The 19638-nt window shown below is 34.6% G+C and carries 23 protein-coding genes; 19 read left to right on the top strand and 4 right to left on the bottom strand.

What is annotated here, in order from left to right; genetic code table 11:
• The first annotated feature begins 409 nt into the window (after positions 1–409).
• The 4 genes from AAGV28_RS00745 to AAGV28_RS00760 all read left to right on the top strand — a co-directional run bounded on the left by AAGV28_RS00745 (position 410) and on the right by AAGV28_RS00760 (position 3083).
• Complete coding sequence (locus AAGV28_RS00745; RefSeq protein WP_373404936.1) at positions 410–724, top strand: GIY-YIG nuclease family protein; 315 nt, start codon at positions 410–412, stop codon at positions 722–724.
• A 207-nt stretch (positions 725–931) separates the two neighbouring features.
• The gene (radC, locus tag AAGV28_RS00750) at positions 932–1624 is read left to right on the top strand and encodes a RadC family protein (RefSeq protein ID WP_373404937.1); all 693 of its coding nucleotides are present in this window, start codon (positions 932–934) and stop codon (positions 1622–1624) included.
• Positions 1625–1632: 8 nt separating this feature from the next.
• Positions 1633–2325 (top strand): YjjG family noncanonical pyrimidine nucleotidase, encoded by a 693-nt coding sequence (locus AAGV28_RS00755; protein ID WP_373404938.1) that lies wholly within the window; start codon positions 1633–1635, stop codon positions 2323–2325.
• A 2-nt stretch (positions 2326–2327) separates the two neighbouring features.
• Positions 2328–3083: a hypothetical protein gene (locus AAGV28_RS00760; RefSeq protein WP_373404939.1), complete on the top strand. Its 756-nt coding sequence runs from the start codon at positions 2328–2330 to the stop codon at positions 3081–3083.
• An 87-nt stretch (positions 3084–3170) separates the two neighbouring features.
• Here AAGV28_RS00760 and AAGV28_RS00765 read toward each other — a convergent pair whose 3' ends face one another.
• Positions 3171–4448 carry a replication-associated recombination protein A gene (locus tag AAGV28_RS00765; RefSeq protein WP_373404940.1) on the bottom strand — a complete coding sequence of 426 codons (1278 nt, stop codon included), beginning with the start codon at positions 4446–4448 and terminating at the stop codon, positions 3171–3173.
• A 140-nt stretch (positions 4449–4588) separates the two neighbouring features.
• Here AAGV28_RS00765 and AAGV28_RS00770 point away from each other — a divergent pair, with 140 nt between their 5' ends.
• Positions 4589–5356 (top strand): rhomboid family intramembrane serine protease, encoded by a 768-nt coding sequence (locus AAGV28_RS00770; RefSeq protein WP_373404941.1) that lies wholly within the window; start codon positions 4589–4591, stop codon positions 5354–5356.
• A 55-nt stretch (positions 5357–5411) separates the two neighbouring features.
• Here the strand turns inward: AAGV28_RS00770 and rlmB are convergent, their stop codons facing one another.
• The 3 genes from rlmB to AAGV28_RS00785 form a co-directional block, all read right to left on the bottom strand.
• Positions 5412–6146 (bottom strand): 23S rRNA (guanosine(2251)-2'-O)-methyltransferase RlmB, encoded by a 735-nt coding sequence (rlmB, locus tag AAGV28_RS00775; protein ID WP_373404942.1) that lies wholly within the window; start codon positions 6144–6146, stop codon positions 5412–5414.
• A gap of 118 nt (positions 6147–6264) precedes the next feature.
• Entirely contained in the window at positions 6265–7755 is a 1491-nt protein-coding gene (locus AAGV28_RS00780; RefSeq protein ID WP_373404943.1) for a RagB/SusD family nutrient uptake outer membrane protein, read from the bottom strand.
• Positions 7756–7764: 9 nt separating this feature from the next.
• The gene (locus AAGV28_RS00785) at positions 7765–10932 is read right to left on the bottom strand and encodes a SusC/RagA family TonB-linked outer membrane protein (protein WP_373404944.1); all 3168 of its coding nucleotides are present in this window, start codon (positions 10930–10932) and stop codon (positions 7765–7767) included.
• A 327-nt stretch (positions 10933–11259) separates the two neighbouring features.
• On the opposite strand from AAGV28_RS00785, the gene rpsL reads away from it, so the two are divergent.
• The 14 genes from rpsL to rpsQ all read left to right on the top strand — a co-directional run bounded on the left by rpsL (position 11260) and on the right by rpsQ (position 19637).
• Positions 11260–11643 carry a 30S ribosomal protein S12 gene (gene rpsL / locus AAGV28_RS00790; protein WP_007136570.1) on the top strand — a complete coding sequence of 128 codons (384 nt, stop codon included), beginning with the start codon at positions 11260–11262 and terminating at the stop codon, positions 11641–11643.
• A 116-nt stretch (positions 11644–11759) separates the two neighbouring features.
• Positions 11760–12236 (top strand): 30S ribosomal protein S7, encoded by a 477-nt coding sequence (gene rpsG / locus AAGV28_RS00795; protein ID WP_017495022.1) that lies wholly within the window; start codon positions 11760–11762, stop codon positions 12234–12236.
• 9 nt (positions 12237–12245) lie between these two features.
• Positions 12246–14402: an elongation factor G gene (fusA, locus tag AAGV28_RS00800; protein WP_373404945.1), complete on the top strand. Its 2157-nt coding sequence runs from the start codon at positions 12246–12248 to the stop codon at positions 14400–14402.
• An 11-nt stretch (positions 14403–14413) separates the two neighbouring features.
• Positions 14414–14719, top strand: a complete 306-nt coding sequence (rpsJ, locus tag AAGV28_RS00805; RefSeq protein WP_007803605.1) for a 30S ribosomal protein S10 — start codon at positions 14414–14416, stop codon at positions 14717–14719.
• 156 nt (positions 14720–14875) lie between these two features.
• Positions 14876–15493, top strand: a complete 618-nt coding sequence (gene rplC / locus AAGV28_RS00810; RefSeq protein WP_373404946.1) for a 50S ribosomal protein L3 — start codon at positions 14876–14878, stop codon at positions 15491–15493.
• The gene (rplD, locus tag AAGV28_RS00815) at positions 15493–16122 is read left to right on the top strand and encodes a 50S ribosomal protein L4 (protein WP_373404947.1); all 630 of its coding nucleotides are present in this window, start codon (positions 15493–15495) and stop codon (positions 16120–16122) included. The genes rplC and rplD overlap by 1 nt, the downstream gene beginning before the upstream one ends.
• A gap of 6 nt (positions 16123–16128) precedes the next feature.
• Entirely contained in the window at positions 16129–16419 is a 291-nt protein-coding gene (gene rplW / locus AAGV28_RS00820; RefSeq protein WP_161644179.1) for a 50S ribosomal protein L23, read from the top strand.
• Between the two features lie 9 nt (positions 16420–16428).
• Positions 16429–17253, top strand: coding sequence for a 50S ribosomal protein L2 (rplB, locus tag AAGV28_RS00825; protein ID WP_373389913.1), 825 nt, complete (start codon positions 16429–16431; stop codon positions 17251–17253).
• 7 nt (positions 17254–17260) lie between these two features.
• Positions 17261–17539 (top strand): 30S ribosomal protein S19, encoded by a 279-nt coding sequence (gene rpsS / locus AAGV28_RS00830; protein WP_024981511.1) that lies wholly within the window; start codon positions 17261–17263, stop codon positions 17537–17539.
• A gap of 6 nt (positions 17540–17545) precedes the next feature.
• Positions 17546–17956 (top strand): 50S ribosomal protein L22, encoded by a 411-nt coding sequence (rplV, locus tag AAGV28_RS00835; protein WP_071183843.1) that lies wholly within the window; start codon positions 17546–17548, stop codon positions 17954–17956.
• Positions 17957–17962: 6 nt separating this feature from the next.
• On the top strand, positions 17963–18712 hold the full coding sequence (gene rpsC / locus AAGV28_RS00840) for a 30S ribosomal protein S3 (protein ID WP_373389911.1): 750 nt from the start codon (positions 17963–17965) through the stop codon (positions 18710–18712).
• 18 nt (positions 18713–18730) lie between these two features.
• Complete coding sequence (gene rplP / locus AAGV28_RS00845) at positions 18731–19156, top strand: 50S ribosomal protein L16 (protein ID WP_373389910.1); 426 nt, start codon at positions 18731–18733, stop codon at positions 19154–19156.
• A gap of 12 nt (positions 19157–19168) precedes the next feature.
• A complete protein-coding gene (rpmC, locus tag AAGV28_RS00850; protein ID WP_373389909.1) occupies positions 19169–19360 on the top strand; it encodes a 50S ribosomal protein L29 in 192 nt (63 codons plus the stop codon).
• A gap of 16 nt (positions 19361–19376) precedes the next feature.
• Positions 19377–19637: a 30S ribosomal protein S17 gene (gene rpsQ, locus AAGV28_RS00855; protein ID WP_026706247.1), complete on the top strand. Its 261-nt coding sequence runs from the start codon at positions 19377–19379 to the stop codon at positions 19635–19637.
• The last annotated feature ends 1 nt before the right edge of the window (position 19638 follow it).

The raw sequence follows: 19638 nt of genomic DNA on the forward strand, positions 1-19638 counted from the left end.
GGAATCTCAGCTCAGTATAGGGATAAGTATTAGATTCCTCCGGAATGACAAGAGGGTGTGATAAAAGGATTGATAATATATTGAAGTAATTTTGTGTAAGCTGTTTTACTTTTTAAGTTTTTAAAACCCAAAGTTTGTCATTCCGTAGGAATCTCAGCTCAGTGATTGTAAAGCGTAGAGATTCTTTCGGAATGACAAGAGGGTGTGATAAAAAGGATTGATAATATATTGAAGTAATTTTGTGTAAGCTGTTTTACTTTTTAAGTTTTCAAAACCCAAAGTTTGTCATTCCGTAGAAATCTCAACTCAGCGATTGTAAAGCGTAGAGATTCCTCCGGAATGACAAGAGGGTGTGATAAGTTTGTGTTTGATTTTTTTTTAAGTTTTTTAACTATAATAAGGAATTATTATGATTGAATACACAGAAGGCATTTACACTTTTTATGTTTATATCTTAACTAATAAAAACAGAACTGTATTATATACAGGCGTTACTAATAATTTGAAAATAAGATTGCAGCAGCATGAAAGTAAAATGAATCCAAAAAGTTTTACTGCTAAATACAACGCACATTTTTTGATCTATTTTGAAAAATTTGGTTGGATTCAATTAGCAATTGAGCGGGAAAAAGAAATTAAAAATCTTTCAAGAGAAAAGAAATTAAATTTGATAAAAGAAATGAATCCTAATTTAGATTTTTGGAATTCTCATTTTAAATTATAGATTCTTACGGAATGACAAGATGGTGTACATTGTTTATGTTTTTAAGTTTTCAAATCCCAAATTTTGTCATTCCGTAGGAATCTCAGCTCAGCGATAGTAAAGTTTAACTGTTACTTTAGAATAACAAGATGGTCTGTCGTGTTTGTCCATAAAAGATTTAGTGCTATATTTACCTAAAGCAAGTTGCTGTTAATACAATCTTTAGCTATGGAAAACCATCATTTCCCTATTACTAATTGGTCCGAAGACGACAAGCCGAGAGAAAAGTTAATGCTCAAAGGCAAAAGTGCTTTAAGTGATGCCGAGTTGATTGCCATTTTGATTGGTTCCGGAAGCAGGAACGAATCGGCGGTTGATTTAGGTAAAAGGATTTTAGCCAGTGTAGCTCATAATTTGAATAGCCTAGGCAAAATGTCTATGGCACAGTTGATGGATTTTAAGGGAATAGGAGAGGCAAAGGCTATTTCGATAATTGCAGCAATGGAGCTGGGAAGGCGAAGAAGAGCAGAGGAAGCGGTCGAATTAACTAAAATCACATCAAGTAAAACTGTTTTTGAAATCATGCAGCCCATTATTGGCGAATTGCCGCATGAGGAATTTTGGATTTTGTATTTGAATAATTCCAACAAAGTCATTTCGAAAGTACAAATGAGTATTGGTGGAATAACGGGAACAATTGTAGATGTGCGTTTGGTTTTTAAAATGGCACTCGAAAAAGGAGCAACCGCTTTAATACTATGTCACAATCATCCGTCGGGTACTTTGGTTCCAAGTGATGCCGACAAACAAATTACAAAGAAATTAAAAGTTGCAGGGGATAGTTTAGATGTTAAAGTTTTAGATCATTTGATTGTAACAGAGACAAAATATTTTAGTTTTGTGGATGAAGGAATTTTTTAAAAGCAAAAATGAGAATTGATACTATAAAAGATGTTTTTTTTGATCTAGATCACACCCTTTGGGATTTTGATAAAAATTCTAAAATTACTTTTGAAAGTATTTTTGCTCGGAAGCATCCGTCAGTTAATATTGATTCGTTTATTGAAAAGTATATTCCTATAAATCAAGCTTGCTGGAAACTGTATCAATATGATAAAATAACACATCAGCAATTGCGTTATGATAGATTGAAATTGTCTTTTGACGCTATCAATTTTGAAATTTCTGATACAGAGATTGATCTTATTTCACAAGAATATATTGATTTATTGACCGAAAACAATCATCTTTTTGATGGCACTTTTGAAATTTTAGACTATTTAAGAGGGAAATATAAGTTGCATATTATAACCAATGGATTTGCTCCTGTTCAGTTTAAAAAATTAAATAATTCTAAATTAAACGCTTATTTTTCGACGATTACCAATTCGGAAATGGCGGGAGTTAAAAAACCGAATCCGATGATTTTTGAATTCGCTTTAGATTTGGCTCAAGCCCAAAAAAAAAGCAGTATCATGATTGGCGATTCGATTGAAGCGGATGTCTTAGGCGCGTTAGATGCAGGTATTGACGCTATTTATTTTAACGAAAGTAAATTGGCTGTAGCCAATAATAATATTAAACAAATCAATCATTTATTAGAACTTAAAAACTATTTATAACCATGAAAAAACTATTTTTATTTTTTTTAATGCTCGTTTCCAGTTTAGGAATTGCGCAATCGTTGAACGACTATAAAACAGTAGTTGTGCCTTTAAAATATGAATTTTTAAAATCTGAAAATCAATATAGATTAGCTACACTTTCTAAATTTAATTTGAACAAAATTGGTTTTGACGTGTATTATTCTAATCAGGTTGTTCCAAATACCATTGACAGATGCGCTGTTTTGAATTATGACATTGTTAAAGAAAACGCATTTTTAACAACCAAATTATATGTTACTTTTAAAGACTGTTATGGTAAAATTATATACCAGTCAGAAGTGGGAATGAGTAGAGAAAAAGAATTTCAGCTAGCTTATACTGATGCATTGAATAAAGTATTTGCCCCTATTTATGAATTAGAATACCAGTACAACGGCGGAGCAAATGTTGCAGTTGTAGAAAAACCTGCAAAAGTTGATGAAGTAAAACAATCAGTACCTGTTACAGCTATCGTTACCAATGAAGTTTTGGTAAATAAGGCTATTGATCCAAATGAATTGCTTTTTGCGCAGCCTCTTGCAGGAGGAAATTATCAGCTTATTGATAGTAAACCAACTGTGATAATGAAAGTTTTTAAAACATCAGATGCAAATTCATTTTTAGCTCAAAAAGGAAGTCAACAAGGTGTTTTAGTAAAAAAAGACAATCAGTGGTTTTTTGAATATTATCTAAATGGTCAATTAGTTTCCGAAAAAATAAACGTTAAGTTTTAGTTCAGATTTCAGATTAAGAATGTTAATCATCTAATCTGGAATCTGTTTTTTTTACTTCTAACTTCTGATTTCTAACTTCTAACCTTTTCAATAACCATATTTGTCTTTCCAACGGTTTTTAAGAAATTCACGAGTCGAATTTTCACGAGAATTATTTCCAGGAACGTAAATTGGAGTGTTTTTGATTTCGTCAGGCAAATATTCTTGTTCGGCAAAATTATTAGCATATTCATGCGAATATTTATAATCTTCTCCATAGCCTAATTCTTTCATCAACTTAGTTGGTGCATTCCGTAAATGGATTGGAACGGATAAATCTCCAGTTTGTTTTACAATTTGCTGTGCTGTATTAATCGCCATATAGGAAGCGTTGCTTTTTGGCGATGTCGCTAAGTAAATAGCACATTGACTTAGTAAAATTCTACTTTCAGGATAACCAATAGTGGTTACTGCCTGAAACGTATTGTTAGCCATAATCAGTGCAGTAGGATTAGCATTTCCAATATCTTCACTAGCCGAAATAAGTAATCTTCGGGCAATAAATTTTACATCTTCACCACCTTCAATCATTCGGGCTAGCCAATAAACAGCGCCATTAGGATCGCTTCCGCGAATGGATTTGATAAAAGCCGAAATAATGTCATAATGTTGTTCGCCGCTTTTGTCATACAAAACCGTATTTTGTTGGATCAATTCAAGCACACGATGGTTTGTAATGATAACTTCGTCTCCAGCCGAAGCATTTACGACCAATTCGAAAATATTCAATAGTTTGCGTCCATCACCACCAGAAAGTCGCAACAGTGCTTCTGTTTCTTTTAATTGGATATTCTTAGTTTGCAAATACGAATCCGTTTTCATAGCACGAGCCAAAAGAGATTCTAAATCTGTTTTGGTAAACGCATTCAAAGTATAGACCTGACAACGCGAAAGTAATGCGGGAATAACTTCAAAACTAGGGTTTTCGGTTGTAGCACCAATGAGTGTAATCCACCCTTTTTCGACAGCAGCCAATAAGGAGTCTTGCTGAGATTTGCTAAAACGATGAATCTCATCAATAAACAAAATGGGGTTTTTAGCAGTGAAAAGTCCGCCGCTTTGTTTGGCTTTTTCAATTACATCTCGAATGTCTTTCACGCCCGAATTGATGGCGCTTAAGATAAAAAAAGGACGTTGCGATTCCTGCGCAATAATTTGTGCCAAAGTGGTTTTTCCTGTTCCAGGTGGTCCCCAGAAAATTAATGACGGAATAATTCCTTTGGCAATTTGTTGTGTCAAAGAGCCGTTTGTGCCAACCAAATGTGATTGACTGATGTATTCGTCTAATTTTTGTGGGCGTATGCGTTCTGCTAGTGGTGCTTCCATTTTTTTAAATCTGAAATCAAATTTAGGATTTTATAACTATCAAATCAACAAATATCCCAATTACCGAATTAACTTTATGACAAAATAGCATTATATTGTATTTGGTTACATAATTGATTGTATTGTTTTAAAGTAATAAAATGGACAAAGATTTCAAATTTACAAATGCAGTTGTAGGGCTCCCACTTTTTTTTGTGTTGTTCCTGTGGTTTGTATATTGGATAGAAATTCGTTTTCATTTAGACTTTGTGGGAAACGGGATTTATCCTCGCACTTTTTCAGGATTGCAAGGTGTTATTTTTGGTCCTTTTATTCATTCTAACTTGAACCATCTTTATAATAATTCCATTCCTCTTTTGGTTTTGCTGGCTGCTTTACAGTTTTTTTATTCGAAATTAGCTCTCCAAGTTGTTGGATACGGTATTTTGTTTTCAGGAATTTTAACTTGGTTGATTGGAAGAGAAAGTTATCACATTGGCGCAAGCGGATTGATTTATGTACTGTTTGCGTTTATTTTCTTTAAAGGAATTTTGACACAATATTACCGTTTAGTGGCTTTGTCTTTGGCAATAATTACAGTTTACGGCGGAATGATTTGGTATGTTTTTCCAAAAGTAGATGACAAAATCTCTTGGGAAGGACATTTGGCAGGTTTTATTACTGGTTTTGTTTTGGCTTTTTTGTATCAAACGCCTGAGTTTAAAAAAGTACCAAAATACGAATGGGAAATGCCTGATTATAATCCAGCGGATGATAAATTCATGCAGCGATTTGATGAAAATGGCAATTTTGTAAATCTACCCATAATTGATCCTGAAGATGAAATGCAGTCCTATTATTCGTCTAATGTATATGTGAATTATGATTTTGTGTCAAACGAAAAAAACGAATCAAAACCAGAGTCTTAATTCGTTTATATTATTTTAACTCCCTTTCCTTTGGGAAGGGCTGGGGATGGGATTGTTAACTTCTTTGTCTTACCACTTCATATAAAAAAGCACCACAAGCTACAGATACATTCAAAGAACCAATTGTTCCAAACATTGGAAGTTTAGCTTTTTCGTCTACAATTTTTAAAACGGATGGGTTTACTCCACGATCTTCAGAACCCATAATTATAGCTAGTCCTTCCTTCAGGTCGATATTGTAAATTGTATCTTCTGTTTTTTCAGTTGCCGCAACAGTTTTAATTCCACTTCCCTGTAAAAGAAAAATAGCATCTTTAATGTGCTCTACTTTGCAAATTGGAATATTAAAAACCGCACCAGCAGATGTTTTAACCGTGTCTCCATTTACAGGTGCCGCACCAGATTTCTGGATAATGATTCCATTTACTCCAGTACATTCAGCAGTTCTAATAATAGCACCAAAGTTGCGAGCGTCAGAAATTTGATCTAGGACTAAAAATAATGGTTTTTTCCCATTTTCGAGTACGGTTTCGATCAAGTTTTCTAAGTCAAAAAATGAAATAGGAGAGATTGTCGCTACAGCGCCTTGGTGATTGTTGGGGGTAAGTTTGTTTAGTTTTTCTACAGGAACATACGAGAAATTGACATTAGCGCGTTTCATGACCTTCATTAAGTCTTTCATCAATTCGCCAGAGGCTTCTTTTTGAATGTACACTTTGTCTATTGTTGAACCCGCTTGAATTGCTTCAATAATGGCTCTAATCCCGAATATTTGATGTTCTTTTTCCATGGCGCAAATATATAAAAAAAAACCGCTCAAATCTTGAGCGGTATTTTGACTGTTTTGATTTTATTTAAGTAATATGGATGTACAAAGTCCTAAAGAACTATTTTTCCATTTTATTTGTTTAATTATTTATGTTCGGATTAGCATCAATTTCCGATAAAGGTATAGCATAAATCATTCTTGGATCCAATGCAGGAATCACTAAATCAGCACCAGGCATAATTGTGTTTAATCTGCCATCTTTTCTATTCAAACCAATACCATTTCTTGCCATATCAAAAGAAGCTACCCCGTCTCCCCATAATTCAACCCTTCTATACATCAAAATTTCATCTATAAGGGCTTGTTCAGTTTTACTAGATTTAACATAGCTATCATCTCTAATAGAATTTAAATCAAATAATACCTGCTGAGCTTCAGCATTTTTATTTTGTCTAGCTAAAGCTTCAGCTTTTGTTAGATAAAACTCTGTATTTCTTAAATAAATGTAATCGCCAATAAACTCACCTGGCCCTGGCTCTGCTATAAACTTTAAACTTGTATATTTAGGAGTGGCAGCGTAATGAGCCCATGTGCCAGGAATTATAACGGTATTGGCTGGATAACGTTGATCTGCAAACCATTTTTTTCTTTTGTCCGTTTCTGGTATAAAGTCATATAAATTAGAATTAATCGATTTAACATGATCCCAACCACTGTAACCGTCATTTATTTGACTGGAGTGAGCAAAAAAAGAAGCATATGTTTCCGATGTGGCTGGGGTTACATCTGCTCCCCATAAAACTTCAGAAAGCGAAATGTCGTCGAAACCGTGAAGGACATCATTACTGATACTTCCAACTTGCATAGCGATATCAGCATATTTTTCGGCTTCAGCCCAATTTTTGTATGTTAAATGATATCTTGCCAAATATGCGGCTACCACATTTGCATCGACTTCTTCTTTTGATGTTCTTTGGTAGGATTCTAAGCCTTCATATGCTAAATTTAAATCATCAAGTATCAACTTTTTAACCTCGCTGATACTGGATTTAGGCTGTCCTACAAAATCCCCTTTGTCTATAGGGATAGCTAAAGTTGCGTCATCTGCCAGTGTGTGCTGATACATTCTTAATAAATAAAAATAGGCTATGGCTCTATAAGCGTGTGATTTATATTTGAAAGCCAAACTTTCTTCTGGTGCGGTAGGTGGAACTAAATTAATTATGGCATTTGAATTGTTAATAATTTTATAGAAGAATTTCCAAATAAATGCATTGTCATTAGAAGTTAAGATAACATTATCATAATTATTATAGAAGCCAAACCATGTATTGCGACTCATATCTATATCATTACTTCTTAAATCCATTCCAAGATCAACAGCTTTAATTCCAAATTCATCTTCACTGGATTCACCATCTCTAAAATAAGCTAAAATAGCACCGTCTAGCGCTTTTAATCCTTGTGTGCTGCCAGAATTTATAACTGCTGTAGCGTGTGAATCTGTATATAACTCCTGTTTGTCAAATTCTTGATCTAAATCGGTACATGATGCTAAATTCGATATAATCAGCAGCAAGAACATATAATTGAGTATTCTCTTATATGGATATTTTTCAGTTTTTTTCATGGTGTTTTTTTAATTTAATTTAACATTGACTCCAAATGCAATTGTTCTATTTGCTCCATATTCACTTGAAGACGAACCAACCAAACTTAGACGTGGATCGTATCCTTGTCTCGCACTGTATAATAAAAATCCATTATTTACAATTCCGTAAATCTTAACACTTTCTATATGGTTTCTTTTTAAAGCATCATTTTTTAACAGATACCCTAGATTGATATTTGATAAACTTAAATAGCTTAGATCTATAAGATACATGTCAGAAATTCTATATTGATTAGGAGATAATGGATCTACTCTAGGTAAGCTTCCTGTTGTATTTTCTAAAGTCCATGTTTTATGATAATCTGGGAAATTAGTAATGTTTTGGGTAGCACCTAGTAATGTGAAATACTCATTATCCAATCCATAACCGCCTAATTGATAGGCGAATTGAAGACCTACAGAAAAATTCCCTAGCTGTAAGTCTGCTCCAAAACCACCAGTAATTTCGGGAATTGCTTGTTTGTTCAGAAACTCCCTTCCGGATGTAACAGCACTTGCATAATCTTCGGTTATGATTTCTTCGCCTGTAGTATCATCTTTTGTGAAGTATTGTGCATTCCCATTTTCAGGATTAACACCTGCAGACCTTACCATGTAATAATCAAAAATGCTTCTTCCAACAGTTCTTCTGAAATTTCCAACTTGTATATTATCTCTTGGGAGTTCTTTAATTATATTATTGAGTGTGGATAAATTGGCATTAAACGTTAAATTAATTTTCTCTCTTTTTATTGCATGCCAAGATATTTCGGTTTCAATGCCACTATTTACCATTGTTCCAAAGTTTCGAGGACTGGTCTCTTGTCCTGTTGAAAGAGGTATAGGGTTGTTAAACAAAAGATCTTTTGAAGTTTTTCTAAAATATCCTACATTAATGTTTAACCTATTAAATAAACTCATATTATATGCGATGTCAAAACTTGCTGCTTTTTCCCAAGTGATATCTTTATTTCCTAAATATTTTAAAGTTTGGGTTAATTGACCATTGTTTTCAGCTATCTCATATTGGTTTTCATATACAGTAAAGTTTCTTGTTTGAAACCCGTCTGGATATAAAATTCGGTCATTACCAGTAGTTCCATAGTTTACTGATAATTTAGCATAATTGATAGCTTTAGATTCATTCATGAATTTTTCTTTGCTCATTATCCAAGAACCACCTGCTGACCAGAAAGCTCCCCATCTCGCATCAGGATGGAACACAGATGACGCATCATATCTCCCTGATAAATTCAGATAGTATTTGTTATCTAATCCGTAAACAAATCTTGAGAAGTATCCTTCGGTAACATATTTTGTATTATAATTACTCGCACCGATATAAACAGAAGTGTTGTCTAAAACAGGGTTAAAATTTCCTATGATATTATATTTAGTCAAGCCCAATCTGTTGAAATTTTCTTCGTAAGTTTCATGGCCAAGAAGAAAGTCAAATTCATGTACTCCAAAATCTTTTTTCCATGTTAGCAATTGTTGATTTGTAAACGCGGAATAATTATCTTTTGTGTTTGTTAAAAGTCCATTTTGGGCTAATGCAAATGCTCCTGCACCTGGTTTGGTAAAGTCGGTATTTTGATCAACTTCTACAAGGTAATTCATTACATATTCAAATTTTAAACCAAGAGGCAAATCTACCTTAGTTCTAAATGCAGCATTAAAATTATCTTTAGCATTTGTTTGTTGAGTATTTTCTATGACAGCGAGTGGGTGTTCACCTGGAGCATAATTCCTAGGGCCTCTTACTATGCCGCCACCAAAATCTTGTGCGAACCCAAAATCATATGCGTATCCACCAGGATTATTGGTGTTAACTATTGGATTCCAATTGGCATCGTATTGATAAACTGGAAATATGGGAGCAATTCTTCTTGTCCATCCGAATGCATTAGAGAAATTTGTTGATGGAGTGCCATTTGTTGGATCAAAAGAAGCCGGTATTGCCTGGCTATTAGATTTAGCATACGACATATCCCCGCTCAAAGAAATTACTTTTACAATATTAGTAGCATTTACTTTTAATCTTGCGGTACTTCTTTTAAAATTACTTCTTACCGTGTAGCCATTATTTTCTTCATTTCCTAAAGAGAAGTAATAATCTATATCTTGATTACCACCAGATATATTTAAGTTTGTTGAAGTAAAGTTTGCTGAATCTCTAAATAATACATCTTCCCAACTATCGTTTACCAATAAACGAGCAGAGCTATTAAGCTTACCAGTATTTGGATCTACTAAAACATTGTCTGCTACATTGTAAACATTATAGCCTAGTCTATCAATTAAGTTATCACTAGCAAATTGTCTCGCTTGTTGTAAAGAAATTGGATTTCCATCAGCGTTTTGTCTGTAATATTCTGAGTTGGTTAATACACTATGATAGGCTTCATAAAAATCTTTAGGATTCTTAATGATGTTATATTCTTTTGAACCTCTTTGTGTTATACCATACCTAGTATCAAAGTTTATTTGCGGCTTGTTATTTCTTTTTCCTTTTTTTGTTGTGATTAATAATACGCCATTTGATGCCTTATTACCATACAATGAGGTAGAAGATGCGTCTTTCAAAACAGTAGTTGACTCAATATCCTGCGGATTTATACTACTTAAGCTTCCTGAATAAGGTACTCCATCTAAAACAATTAGAGGTGAGCTATCGGCATTTATTGATCCAAATCCTCTAATTCTGATAATTGGATCTGATCCTGGGTTAGCGTCAGCTTGTGTTATTCTTAAACCAGAAACTAAGCCCTCTAAACTTTGAGCAACATTAGAGAAAGTTGCGTTTTCTATCTTATCCGATTTTATAACGCTAATTGACCCTGTAATTGCCTCTTTTTTCTGAGTGCCATACGCTACAACTAAGACTTCGTCTAAACTTCGAGCGCTTTCCAGCATTTCAACATTAATTTTTGTTGAAATTGCTTTAAATTCTTGAGTTTTCATCCCAATAAAACTAAAAATCAAGATTTGATCGGAAGAGACCTTAATGGAATATTTTCCATCAAAATCAGTTTGAGTACCAATTTGTGTTCCTTTCACTAATATACTTGCTCCGGGTAGCGGAATGCCAGTGTTATCAATCACGGTACCTGTTACTGTTCTTTCTTGTGAGTAAGAAAGTTGGACTGTTATCACTAATAATAAAGATAGCAGAAGTTTTAGTTTCGTATTCATTAAATTTTTAATTAGGATTGTTTCTGCAAATTTCTTAAATAATTGTTAATTAACCTAATTATCCTCAATGCTTTTTTCTGTCACGAGTGTTTTTGAGGATGTTGTATTATTTTTGGGTTTTAATGATTAATGTTATAAAAATGTTATCTTTTTTTTAATAAATGTGGATTGTAGATGATGTTGTTGAAAATTAATGAATTAACATTTGTAGAGTAAAAAATAATTTATACATTTGCAACCCCGTAAAAAGCGGGAATTAAATTTACATAATAATTTTTAGTATTAATTATGCCAACAATTCAACAATTAGTAAGAACAGGAAGAACTCAGATAACTAAGAAGAGTAAATCGGTTGCTTTAGATTCTTGTCCTCAAAGAAGAGGGGTTTGTACGCGTGTTTACACTACTACACCAAAAAAACCAAACTCTGCAATGCGTAAAGTAGCGCGTGTACGTTTGACAAACGGTAATGAAGTGAATGCTTACATCCCTGGAGAAGGACACAATTTACAAGAGCACTCGATAGTATTAGTTAGGGGTGGAAGGGTAAAAGATTTACCAGGAGTTAGATACCACATCGTTCGTGGTGCACTTGATACGTCAGGAGTAGCAGGAAGAACGCAAAGAAGATCTAAGTATGGTGCTAAACGCCCAAAAGAAGCAAAAAAGTAATTTAAAACGTTAAGAGTTGGAGGTTAGGAGTTAAGGGTTGGGATTGAAACGTAAGTAAAAATCTGTAACACATAACATTTAACGGATAACCCATAACTTTTTATTAAAAAAAAGACATGAGAAAAAGAGCGGCAAAAAAGAGACCACTTTTACCAGATCCAAGATTTAATGATCAACTGGTAACACGTTTTGTGAATAACTTAATGTGGGATGGTAAAAAATCTACAGCTTTTAAAGTTTTCTATGATGCAATTGACATCATTGAATCTAAAAAGCAAAATGACGAGAAAACTTCGTTAGAAATTTGGAAAGATGCTTTAACAAATGTTATGCCTCACGTAGAAGTACGTAGTCGTAGAGTGGGTGGAGCAACATTTCAAATTCCAATGCAAATTCGTCCAGATAGAAAAATTTCTATGGCAATGAAGTGGTTGATACTTTATTCTAGAAGAAGAAACGAAAAATCAATGGCTCAAAGATTAGCTTCAGAATGTTTAGCTGCGGCTAAAGAAGAAGGAGCGGCTGTTAAGAAAAGAATGGATACTCACAAAATGGCAGAAGCTAACAAAGCTTTCTCTCACTTTAGATTTTAATCTTAAGAAATGGCAAGAGAACTTAAATATACAAGAAACATAGGAATTGCTGCTCATATTGATGCTGGTAAAACAACAACAACTGAGCGTATATTATTCTATACTGGAAAATCACACAAAATTGGTGAAGTACACGATGGTGCTGCAACAATGGACTGGATGGCGCAAGAGCAAGAAAGAGGTATTACAATTACTTCTGCAGCTACAACTTGTGAATGGAATTTTCCAACTACACAAGGTAAAATTTTACCAGAAACATTACCTTATCACTTTAATATTATCGATACCCCGGGACACGTTGATTTTACTGTTGAGGTAAATCGTTCTTTGCGTGTGCTTGATGGTTTGGTTTTCTTATTTAGTGCTGTTGATGGTGTTGAGCCACAATCAGAAACTAACTGGAGATTAGCAGATCAATACAGAGTACCACGTATTGGTTTCGTTAATAAAATGGACAGACAGGGTTCTAACTTTTTGGCGGTTTGTCAGCAAGTAAGAGATATGTTGAAATCTAATGCTGTTGCAATCACTTTGCCAATTGGTGAGGAAAATGATTTCAAAGGTGTTGTGGATTTAGTTAGAAACCAAGCTATTGTTTGGGATGATGCTGGAATGGGAGCGACTTATGAAGTTGTTGAAATTCCTGCTGATATGGTAGATGAGGTTAAAGAATACAGAGATATTCTTATTGAAGCAGTTGCTGATTATGATGAGAACTTGCTTGATAAGTATATGGAAGATCCGGATTCTATCACAGAAGAAGAAATCAATATCGCTTTAAGAGCGGCTGTAATGGATATGGCAATTATCCCTATGATTGCTGGTTCATCTTTCAAAAATAAAGGAGTTCAGTTTATGTTAGATGCAGTATGTAAATACTTACCATCTCCAATGGATAAAGAAGGTATTGAAGGGATTCATCCTGATGATGCTGAATTATTAGAAGAAGATCAAACTAAAATCTTGCGTAAGCCAGATGTTAAAGAGCCATTTGCAGCTTTAGCGTTTAAGATCGCAACTGACCCATTCGTAGGTCGTTTAGCTTTCTTCCGTGCTTATTCTGGTCGTTTAGATGCAGGTTCTTATGTTTTGAACACGCGTTCTGGGAACAAAGAAAGAATTTCTCGTATTTACCAAATGCACGCTAACAAACAAAATCCAATCGAATTTATCGAAGCTGGAGATATTGGAGCGGCAGTTGGATTTAAAGATATTAAAACTGGAGATACATTGTGTGATGAAAAACACCCAATTATTCTTGAGTCAATGAAATTTCCTGCGCCAGTAATTGGTATTGCTATTGAGCCTAAGACAAAAGCTGACGTAGATAAAATGGGTATGGCATTAGCTAAATTAGCTGAAGAGGATCCAACGTTTACTGTTAGAACTGATGAAGCTTCTGGGCAAACTATTATCTCTGGTATGGGTGAGCTTCACTTAGATATCTTAGTGGATAGAATGAAACGTGAATTTAAAGTTGAAGTTAACCAAGGTGAGCCTCAAGTGGAATATAAAGAAGCGTTTACTAAAAAAGCACAACATAGAGAGACTTATAAAAAACAATCTGGAGGTCGTGGTAAATTCGGTGATATCGTATTTATTCTTGAGCCTGCTGATGAAGTTGACGGTAAAACTCCAGTTGGATTACAATTTGTTAATGCTGTAAAAGGGGGTAACGTTCCTAAAGAATATATTCCTTCTGTAGAGAAAGGTTTCCGTGAGGCTATGAAAACTGGTCCTTTAGCAGGATACCAAGTGGATAGTTTGAAAGTAACTTTGTTAGATGGATCTTTTCACCCTGTGGATTCTGATGCGCTTTCTTTTGAACTTGCAGCAAGAATGGGTTATAGAGAAGTGGCTAAGGCTGCTGGAGCTGTAATTCTTGAACCAATCATGAAAATGGAAGTTATTACACCAGAAGAAAACATGGGAGATATCGTAGGTGATATTAACCGTCGTAGAGGTCAGGTGAGTGATATGGGAGACAGAAATGGTGCTAAAACTATTAAGGCTGATGTGCCTTTATCAGAGATGTTTGGTTATGTTACAACATTAAGAACATTGTCTTCTGGTAGAGCAACTTCTACAATGGAATTCTCACATTACGCAGAGACACCTTCTAATATTTCAGAAGCAGTAATCAAAAAAGCAAAAGGAAACGCTTAATCTTTAAGAAAATGAGTCAAAAAATCAGAATAAAATTAAAATCTTACGATCACATGTTGGTAGACAAGTCTGCTGAAAAGATTGTAAAAACGGTTAAGACTACCGGAGCAGTGGTAACAGGGCCAATTCCTTTGCCAACTCACAAAAAATTGTTTACAGTATTGCGTTCTCCGCACGTAAACAAAAAAGCAAGAGAGCAATTTGAAGTAATGTCATATAAGAGATTAATTGATATTTATTCATCTTCATCTAAAACTATCGATGCTTTAATGAAATTAGAATTACCTAGTGGAGTTGAAGTAGAAATCAAAGTTTAAGTTTTTTTTTCAAGAGTAAATTAGAGCACTTTGTTTAAGTGAAAAGTTTTTTTGGATTGTGTGTAAATAAGTTATACTTTTGCACCACTTTAAAAAACAGCTTCACTTAAACGAATGTGTTCTGTTTTTATATTTAATAATTAATAATTAATATTTATGTCTGGGTTAATTGGTAGAAAAATCGGCATGACTAGTCTTTTTGATGAGAACGGGAAGAATGTTCCTTGTACTGTTATTGAGGCAGGTCCATGTGTTGTTACCCAAGTCAGAACCAAAGGTGTTGACGGGTACGAAGCGTTGCAACTTGGTTTCGATGACAAAAACGAGAAACATTCCACAAAAGCGGCTTTAGGTCACTTTAAAAAAGCGGGAACTGTTGCTAAGAAAAAAGTCGTTGAATTCAAGGAATTTGCAACTGAACAAAAATTAGGAGATCTTATTGATGTTTCTATTTTTGCTGAAGGAGAATTTGTAGATGTACAAGGTGTATCTAAAGGTAAAGGTTTTCAAGGGGTTGTAAAACGTCACGGTTTTGGTGGTGTTGGTCAAGCAACTCATGGTCAACATAACCGTTTAAGAGCGCCAGGTTCTGTGGGAGCTTCTTCTTATCCATCTAGAGTATTCAAAGGAATGCGTATGGCTGGAAGAATGGGAGGAGACAATGTAAAAGTTCAAAACCTTAGAGTTTTAAAAGTAGTGGCTGAAAAGAACCTACTTGTTATTAAAGGATGTGTTCCTGGTCATAACAACTCTTATGTAATCATTCAGAAGTAATGGAAGCAAAAGTATTAGATTTCAACGGAAAAGATACTGGAAGAAAAGTTCAACTTTCTGATTCAGTATTTGGTATAGAGCCAAACAATCACGCAGTATACCTTGATGTAAAGCAATATCTTGCTAATCAAAGACAAGGAACGCACAAAGCTAAAGAAAGAGCTGAAGTAGCGGGAAGTACTCGTAAGATAAAAAAACAAAAAGGAACTGGTACTGCTCGTGCGGGTAGTGCAAAGAATCCATTGTTTAAAGGTGGTGGAACAGTTTTTGGACCAAGACCAAGAAGTTATTCATTCAAATTGAATAAAAACTTGAAAAGATTGGCGAGAAAATCTGCTTTCTCAATTAAAGCAAAAGAGTCGAACATTATCGTTCTTGAAGACTTTAATTTTGAAACACCAAACACTAAAAATTTCATTAACGTTTTGAAAGCTTTAGAGTTAGAAAATAAAAAATCATTATTTGTGTTGGGTGATACCAATAAAAATGTATATTTGTCGTCACGCAATTTAAAAGCTTCTAGTGTTGTAAGTAGTTTAGAATTAAGCACTTACGCTATATTAAACGCTAATAATTTAGTGCTTTTGGAGAGTTCTTTGGAGATAATTGAAGAAAATTTAAGTAAATAATAGGATATGAGTATCATAATTAAACCTATAGTAACGGAAAAAGTAACCAAAGAAAGTGAAGTTTTAAACCGCTTCGGATTTGTTGTTAACAAAAAAGCAAATAAAGTTGAGATTAAGAAAGCTGTTGAAGCTGCTTATGGAGTAACTGTTTTGAGTGTTAATACCATTAACGTAAGACCGGACAGAACTACAAAATACACTAAAAGTGGTTTAATCAGTGGAAAGACAAATGCTTATAAAAAAGCAATTGTACAAGTACAAGAAGGAGAAACAATTGATTTTTACAACAATATCTAAGATATAACAATGTCAGTAAGAAAATTAAAACCTATTACCGCAGGTCAGCGATTTAGAGTTGTGAATGGTTATGACGCCATTACAACTGATAAGCCGGAACGCTCTTTGATAGCGCCGATAAAAAACTCTGGAGGTAGAAATAGTCAAGGAAAGATGACCATGCGTTATACGGGTGGTGGTCACAAGCAGAGATATCGTATTATTGATTTCAAAAGAACTAAAGATGGAATTCCAGCTACAGTGAAATCAATTGAGTACGATCCAAACAGAACTGCATTTATTGCTTTATTAGCTTATGCTGATGGAGAGAAAACTTATGTAATTGCTCAAAATGGTTTGAAAGTAGGTCAGAAATTAGTTTCTGGTGCTGAAGCTCAACCAGAAATTGGTAACACATTGCCTTTAAGTAAAGTTCCATTAGGAACTGTTATTTCTTGTATCGAATTGAGACCTGGACAAGGAGCTGTTATTGCTCGTTCTGCAGGAACATTTGCTCAATTAATGGCAAGAGATGGAAAATATGCAACAATTAAAATGCCATCAGGAGAAACAAGATTAATCTTGTTGACTTGTTCGGCTACAATTGGAGCAGTATCTAATTCAGACCACCAATTAGTAGTATCTGGTAAAGCAGGTAGAACTAGATGGTTAGGAAGAAGACCTAGAACAAGACCTGTTGCAATGAACCCTGTTGATCACCCGATGGGTGGTGGAGAAGGTCGTTCTTCTGGTGGACATCCACGTTCAAGAAATGGAGTACCAGCTAAAGGTTATAGAACTCGTTCTAAGAAAAATCCGAGTAGTAAGTATATCGTAGAACGTAGAAAGAAATAATTAAGATATGGCACGTTCATTAAAAAAAGGACCTTTCGTTCATTATAAGTTAGAAAAGAAAGTTGAAGAAAACATTGCAGGTGGGAATAAAGGAGTAGTAAAGACTTGGTCTAGAGCTTCTATGATTACTCCTGACTTTGTTGGACAAACAATCGCAGTTCATAACGGTCGTCAGTTTGTACCAGTTTACGTAACAGAAAACATGGTAGGTCACAAATTAGGAGAATTTTCACCAACTAGATCTTTTAGAGGTCATGCTGGAGCAAAAAATAAAGGTAAAAAATAAGAAGCAATGGGAGTTCGTAAAAGAGAAACAGCAGATGCGAGAAAAGAGGCTAATAAGTCTATTGCTTTCGCAAAATTGAATAACTGCCCTACTTCACCTAGAAAAATGCGCTTAGTAGCGGACTTGGTAAGAGGTCAGAAGGTAGAAAGAGCACTTAACATTTTAAGATTCAGTTCTAAAGAAGCATCAAGAAAATTAGAGAAACTATTATTATCTGCAATCAACAACTGGGAGCAAAAAAATAGTGAAGGTAATTTAGAAGAAGCTGGATTATTTGTTAAAGAGATTAGAGTAGATGGTGGAATGATGTTGAAAAGACTTCGTCCAGCTCCACAAGGTCGCGCACATAGAATTAGAAAACGTTCAAATCACGTAACAATCGTGTTAGGAGCTATTAATAACACACAAGCAAATTAATACAAGATGGGACAAAAGACAAATCCAATTGGAAATAGACTTGGTATCATCAGAGGATGGGACTCTAACTGGTATGGTGGAAATGATTACGGCGATAAATTAGCTGAAGATCACAAAATCAGAAAGTATATCCATGCTCGTTTATCAAAAGCTAGTGTATCAAAAGTAATCATCGAGAGAACTTTGAAACTTGTAACCGTTACTATCACTACTGCTAGACCTGGTATTATTATCGGAAAAGGTGGCCAAGAGGTAGACAAGTTGAAAGAAGAACTTAAGAAAATTACAGACAAAGAGGTTCAAATCAACATCTTTGAAATTAAAAGACCTGAGTTAGATGCTTATTTAGTTGCAACAAGTATCGCTCGTCAAATCGAAAGCCGTATTTCTTACAGACGTGCAATCAAAATGGCTATTGCTGCTTCTATGCGTATGAACGCTGAAGGTATCAAAGTTTTGATTTCTGGTCGTTTGAATGGTGCAGAGATGGCGCGTTCAGAAGGTTTCAAAGAAGGAAGAATTCCTTTATCAACTTTCAGAGCCGATATTGATTATGCACTTGCTGAAGCACATACTACTTACGGTAGAATGGGTATCAAAGTGTGGATCATGAAAGGTGAAGTTTACGGAAAGAGAGATCTTTCTCCGCTTGCTGGAATGGACAAAAAACAATCTGGTGGAAAAGGTGGAGATGCTCCTCGTGGTAAATCTAACTTCTCAAAAGGTGGAAAACCAGACGCTCGTAAAAGAAAGTAATTTTTAAATTAAAGAAAAATGTTACAGCCTAAAAGAACAAAATACCGTAAGGTACAAAAAGGTAGAATGAAAGGGAACTCTCAAAGAGGGCATGAACTTTCTAATGGAATGTTTGGTATTAAATCTGTTCATGAAGATGGTATGTTTCTTACTTCACGTCAAATCGAGGCTGCGCGTATCGCTGCAACTCGTTTCATGAAAAGAGAGGGACAATTATGGATCAAAATATTTCCAGACAAACCAATCACTAAGAAACCTCTTGAGGTACGTATGGGTAAAGGTAAAGGTGCCGTTGAATATTGGGCAGCTGTTGTTAAACCCGGAAGAATCATGTTTGAAGTTGGTGGGGTTCCATTATCTGTTGCAAAAGAGGCTTTGCGTCTTGCAGCTCAAAAACTACCAGTAAAAACTAAATTCGTTGTTGCTAGAGATTTCGAAGCATAATCTTATATTATTATGAAACAATCAGAAATAAAAGATCTTTCTGCAGCACAGTTGCAAGAAAATCTTAGCCAAGCTAAGAAAACATATGCTGACCTAAAAATGGCTCATGCAATATCTCCAATTGAAAATCCACTTCAAATTAGAAGTTTAAGAAGAACAGTTGCGAGATTGGCTACAGAGCTTACTAAAAGAGAGGTGCAATAATTGTAATCTGCGAAAGATGGAAGAAAAAAGAAATTTAAGAAAAGAAAGAATTGGTGTTGTAACGTCAAACAAAATGGATAAATCTATTGTTGTTGCACAAGTTACTAAAGTAAAACACCCATTATATGGTAAGTTCGTATTGAAAACAAAGAAATTTGTTGCACATGACGAAACAAACGACTGTAACATTGGAGATACTGTAAGAATTAGCGAAACGCGTCCTTTAAGTAAGTCAAAATGTTGGAGATTGGTTGAAATCCTAGAAAGAGCTAAATAAT

Origin of the sequence: Flavobacterium zubiriense (assembly GCF_041729725.1) — a bacterium.
In the GTDB taxonomy this organism is placed as follows: domain Bacteria; phylum Bacteroidota; class Bacteroidia; order Flavobacteriales; family Flavobacteriaceae; genus Flavobacterium; species Flavobacterium zubiriense.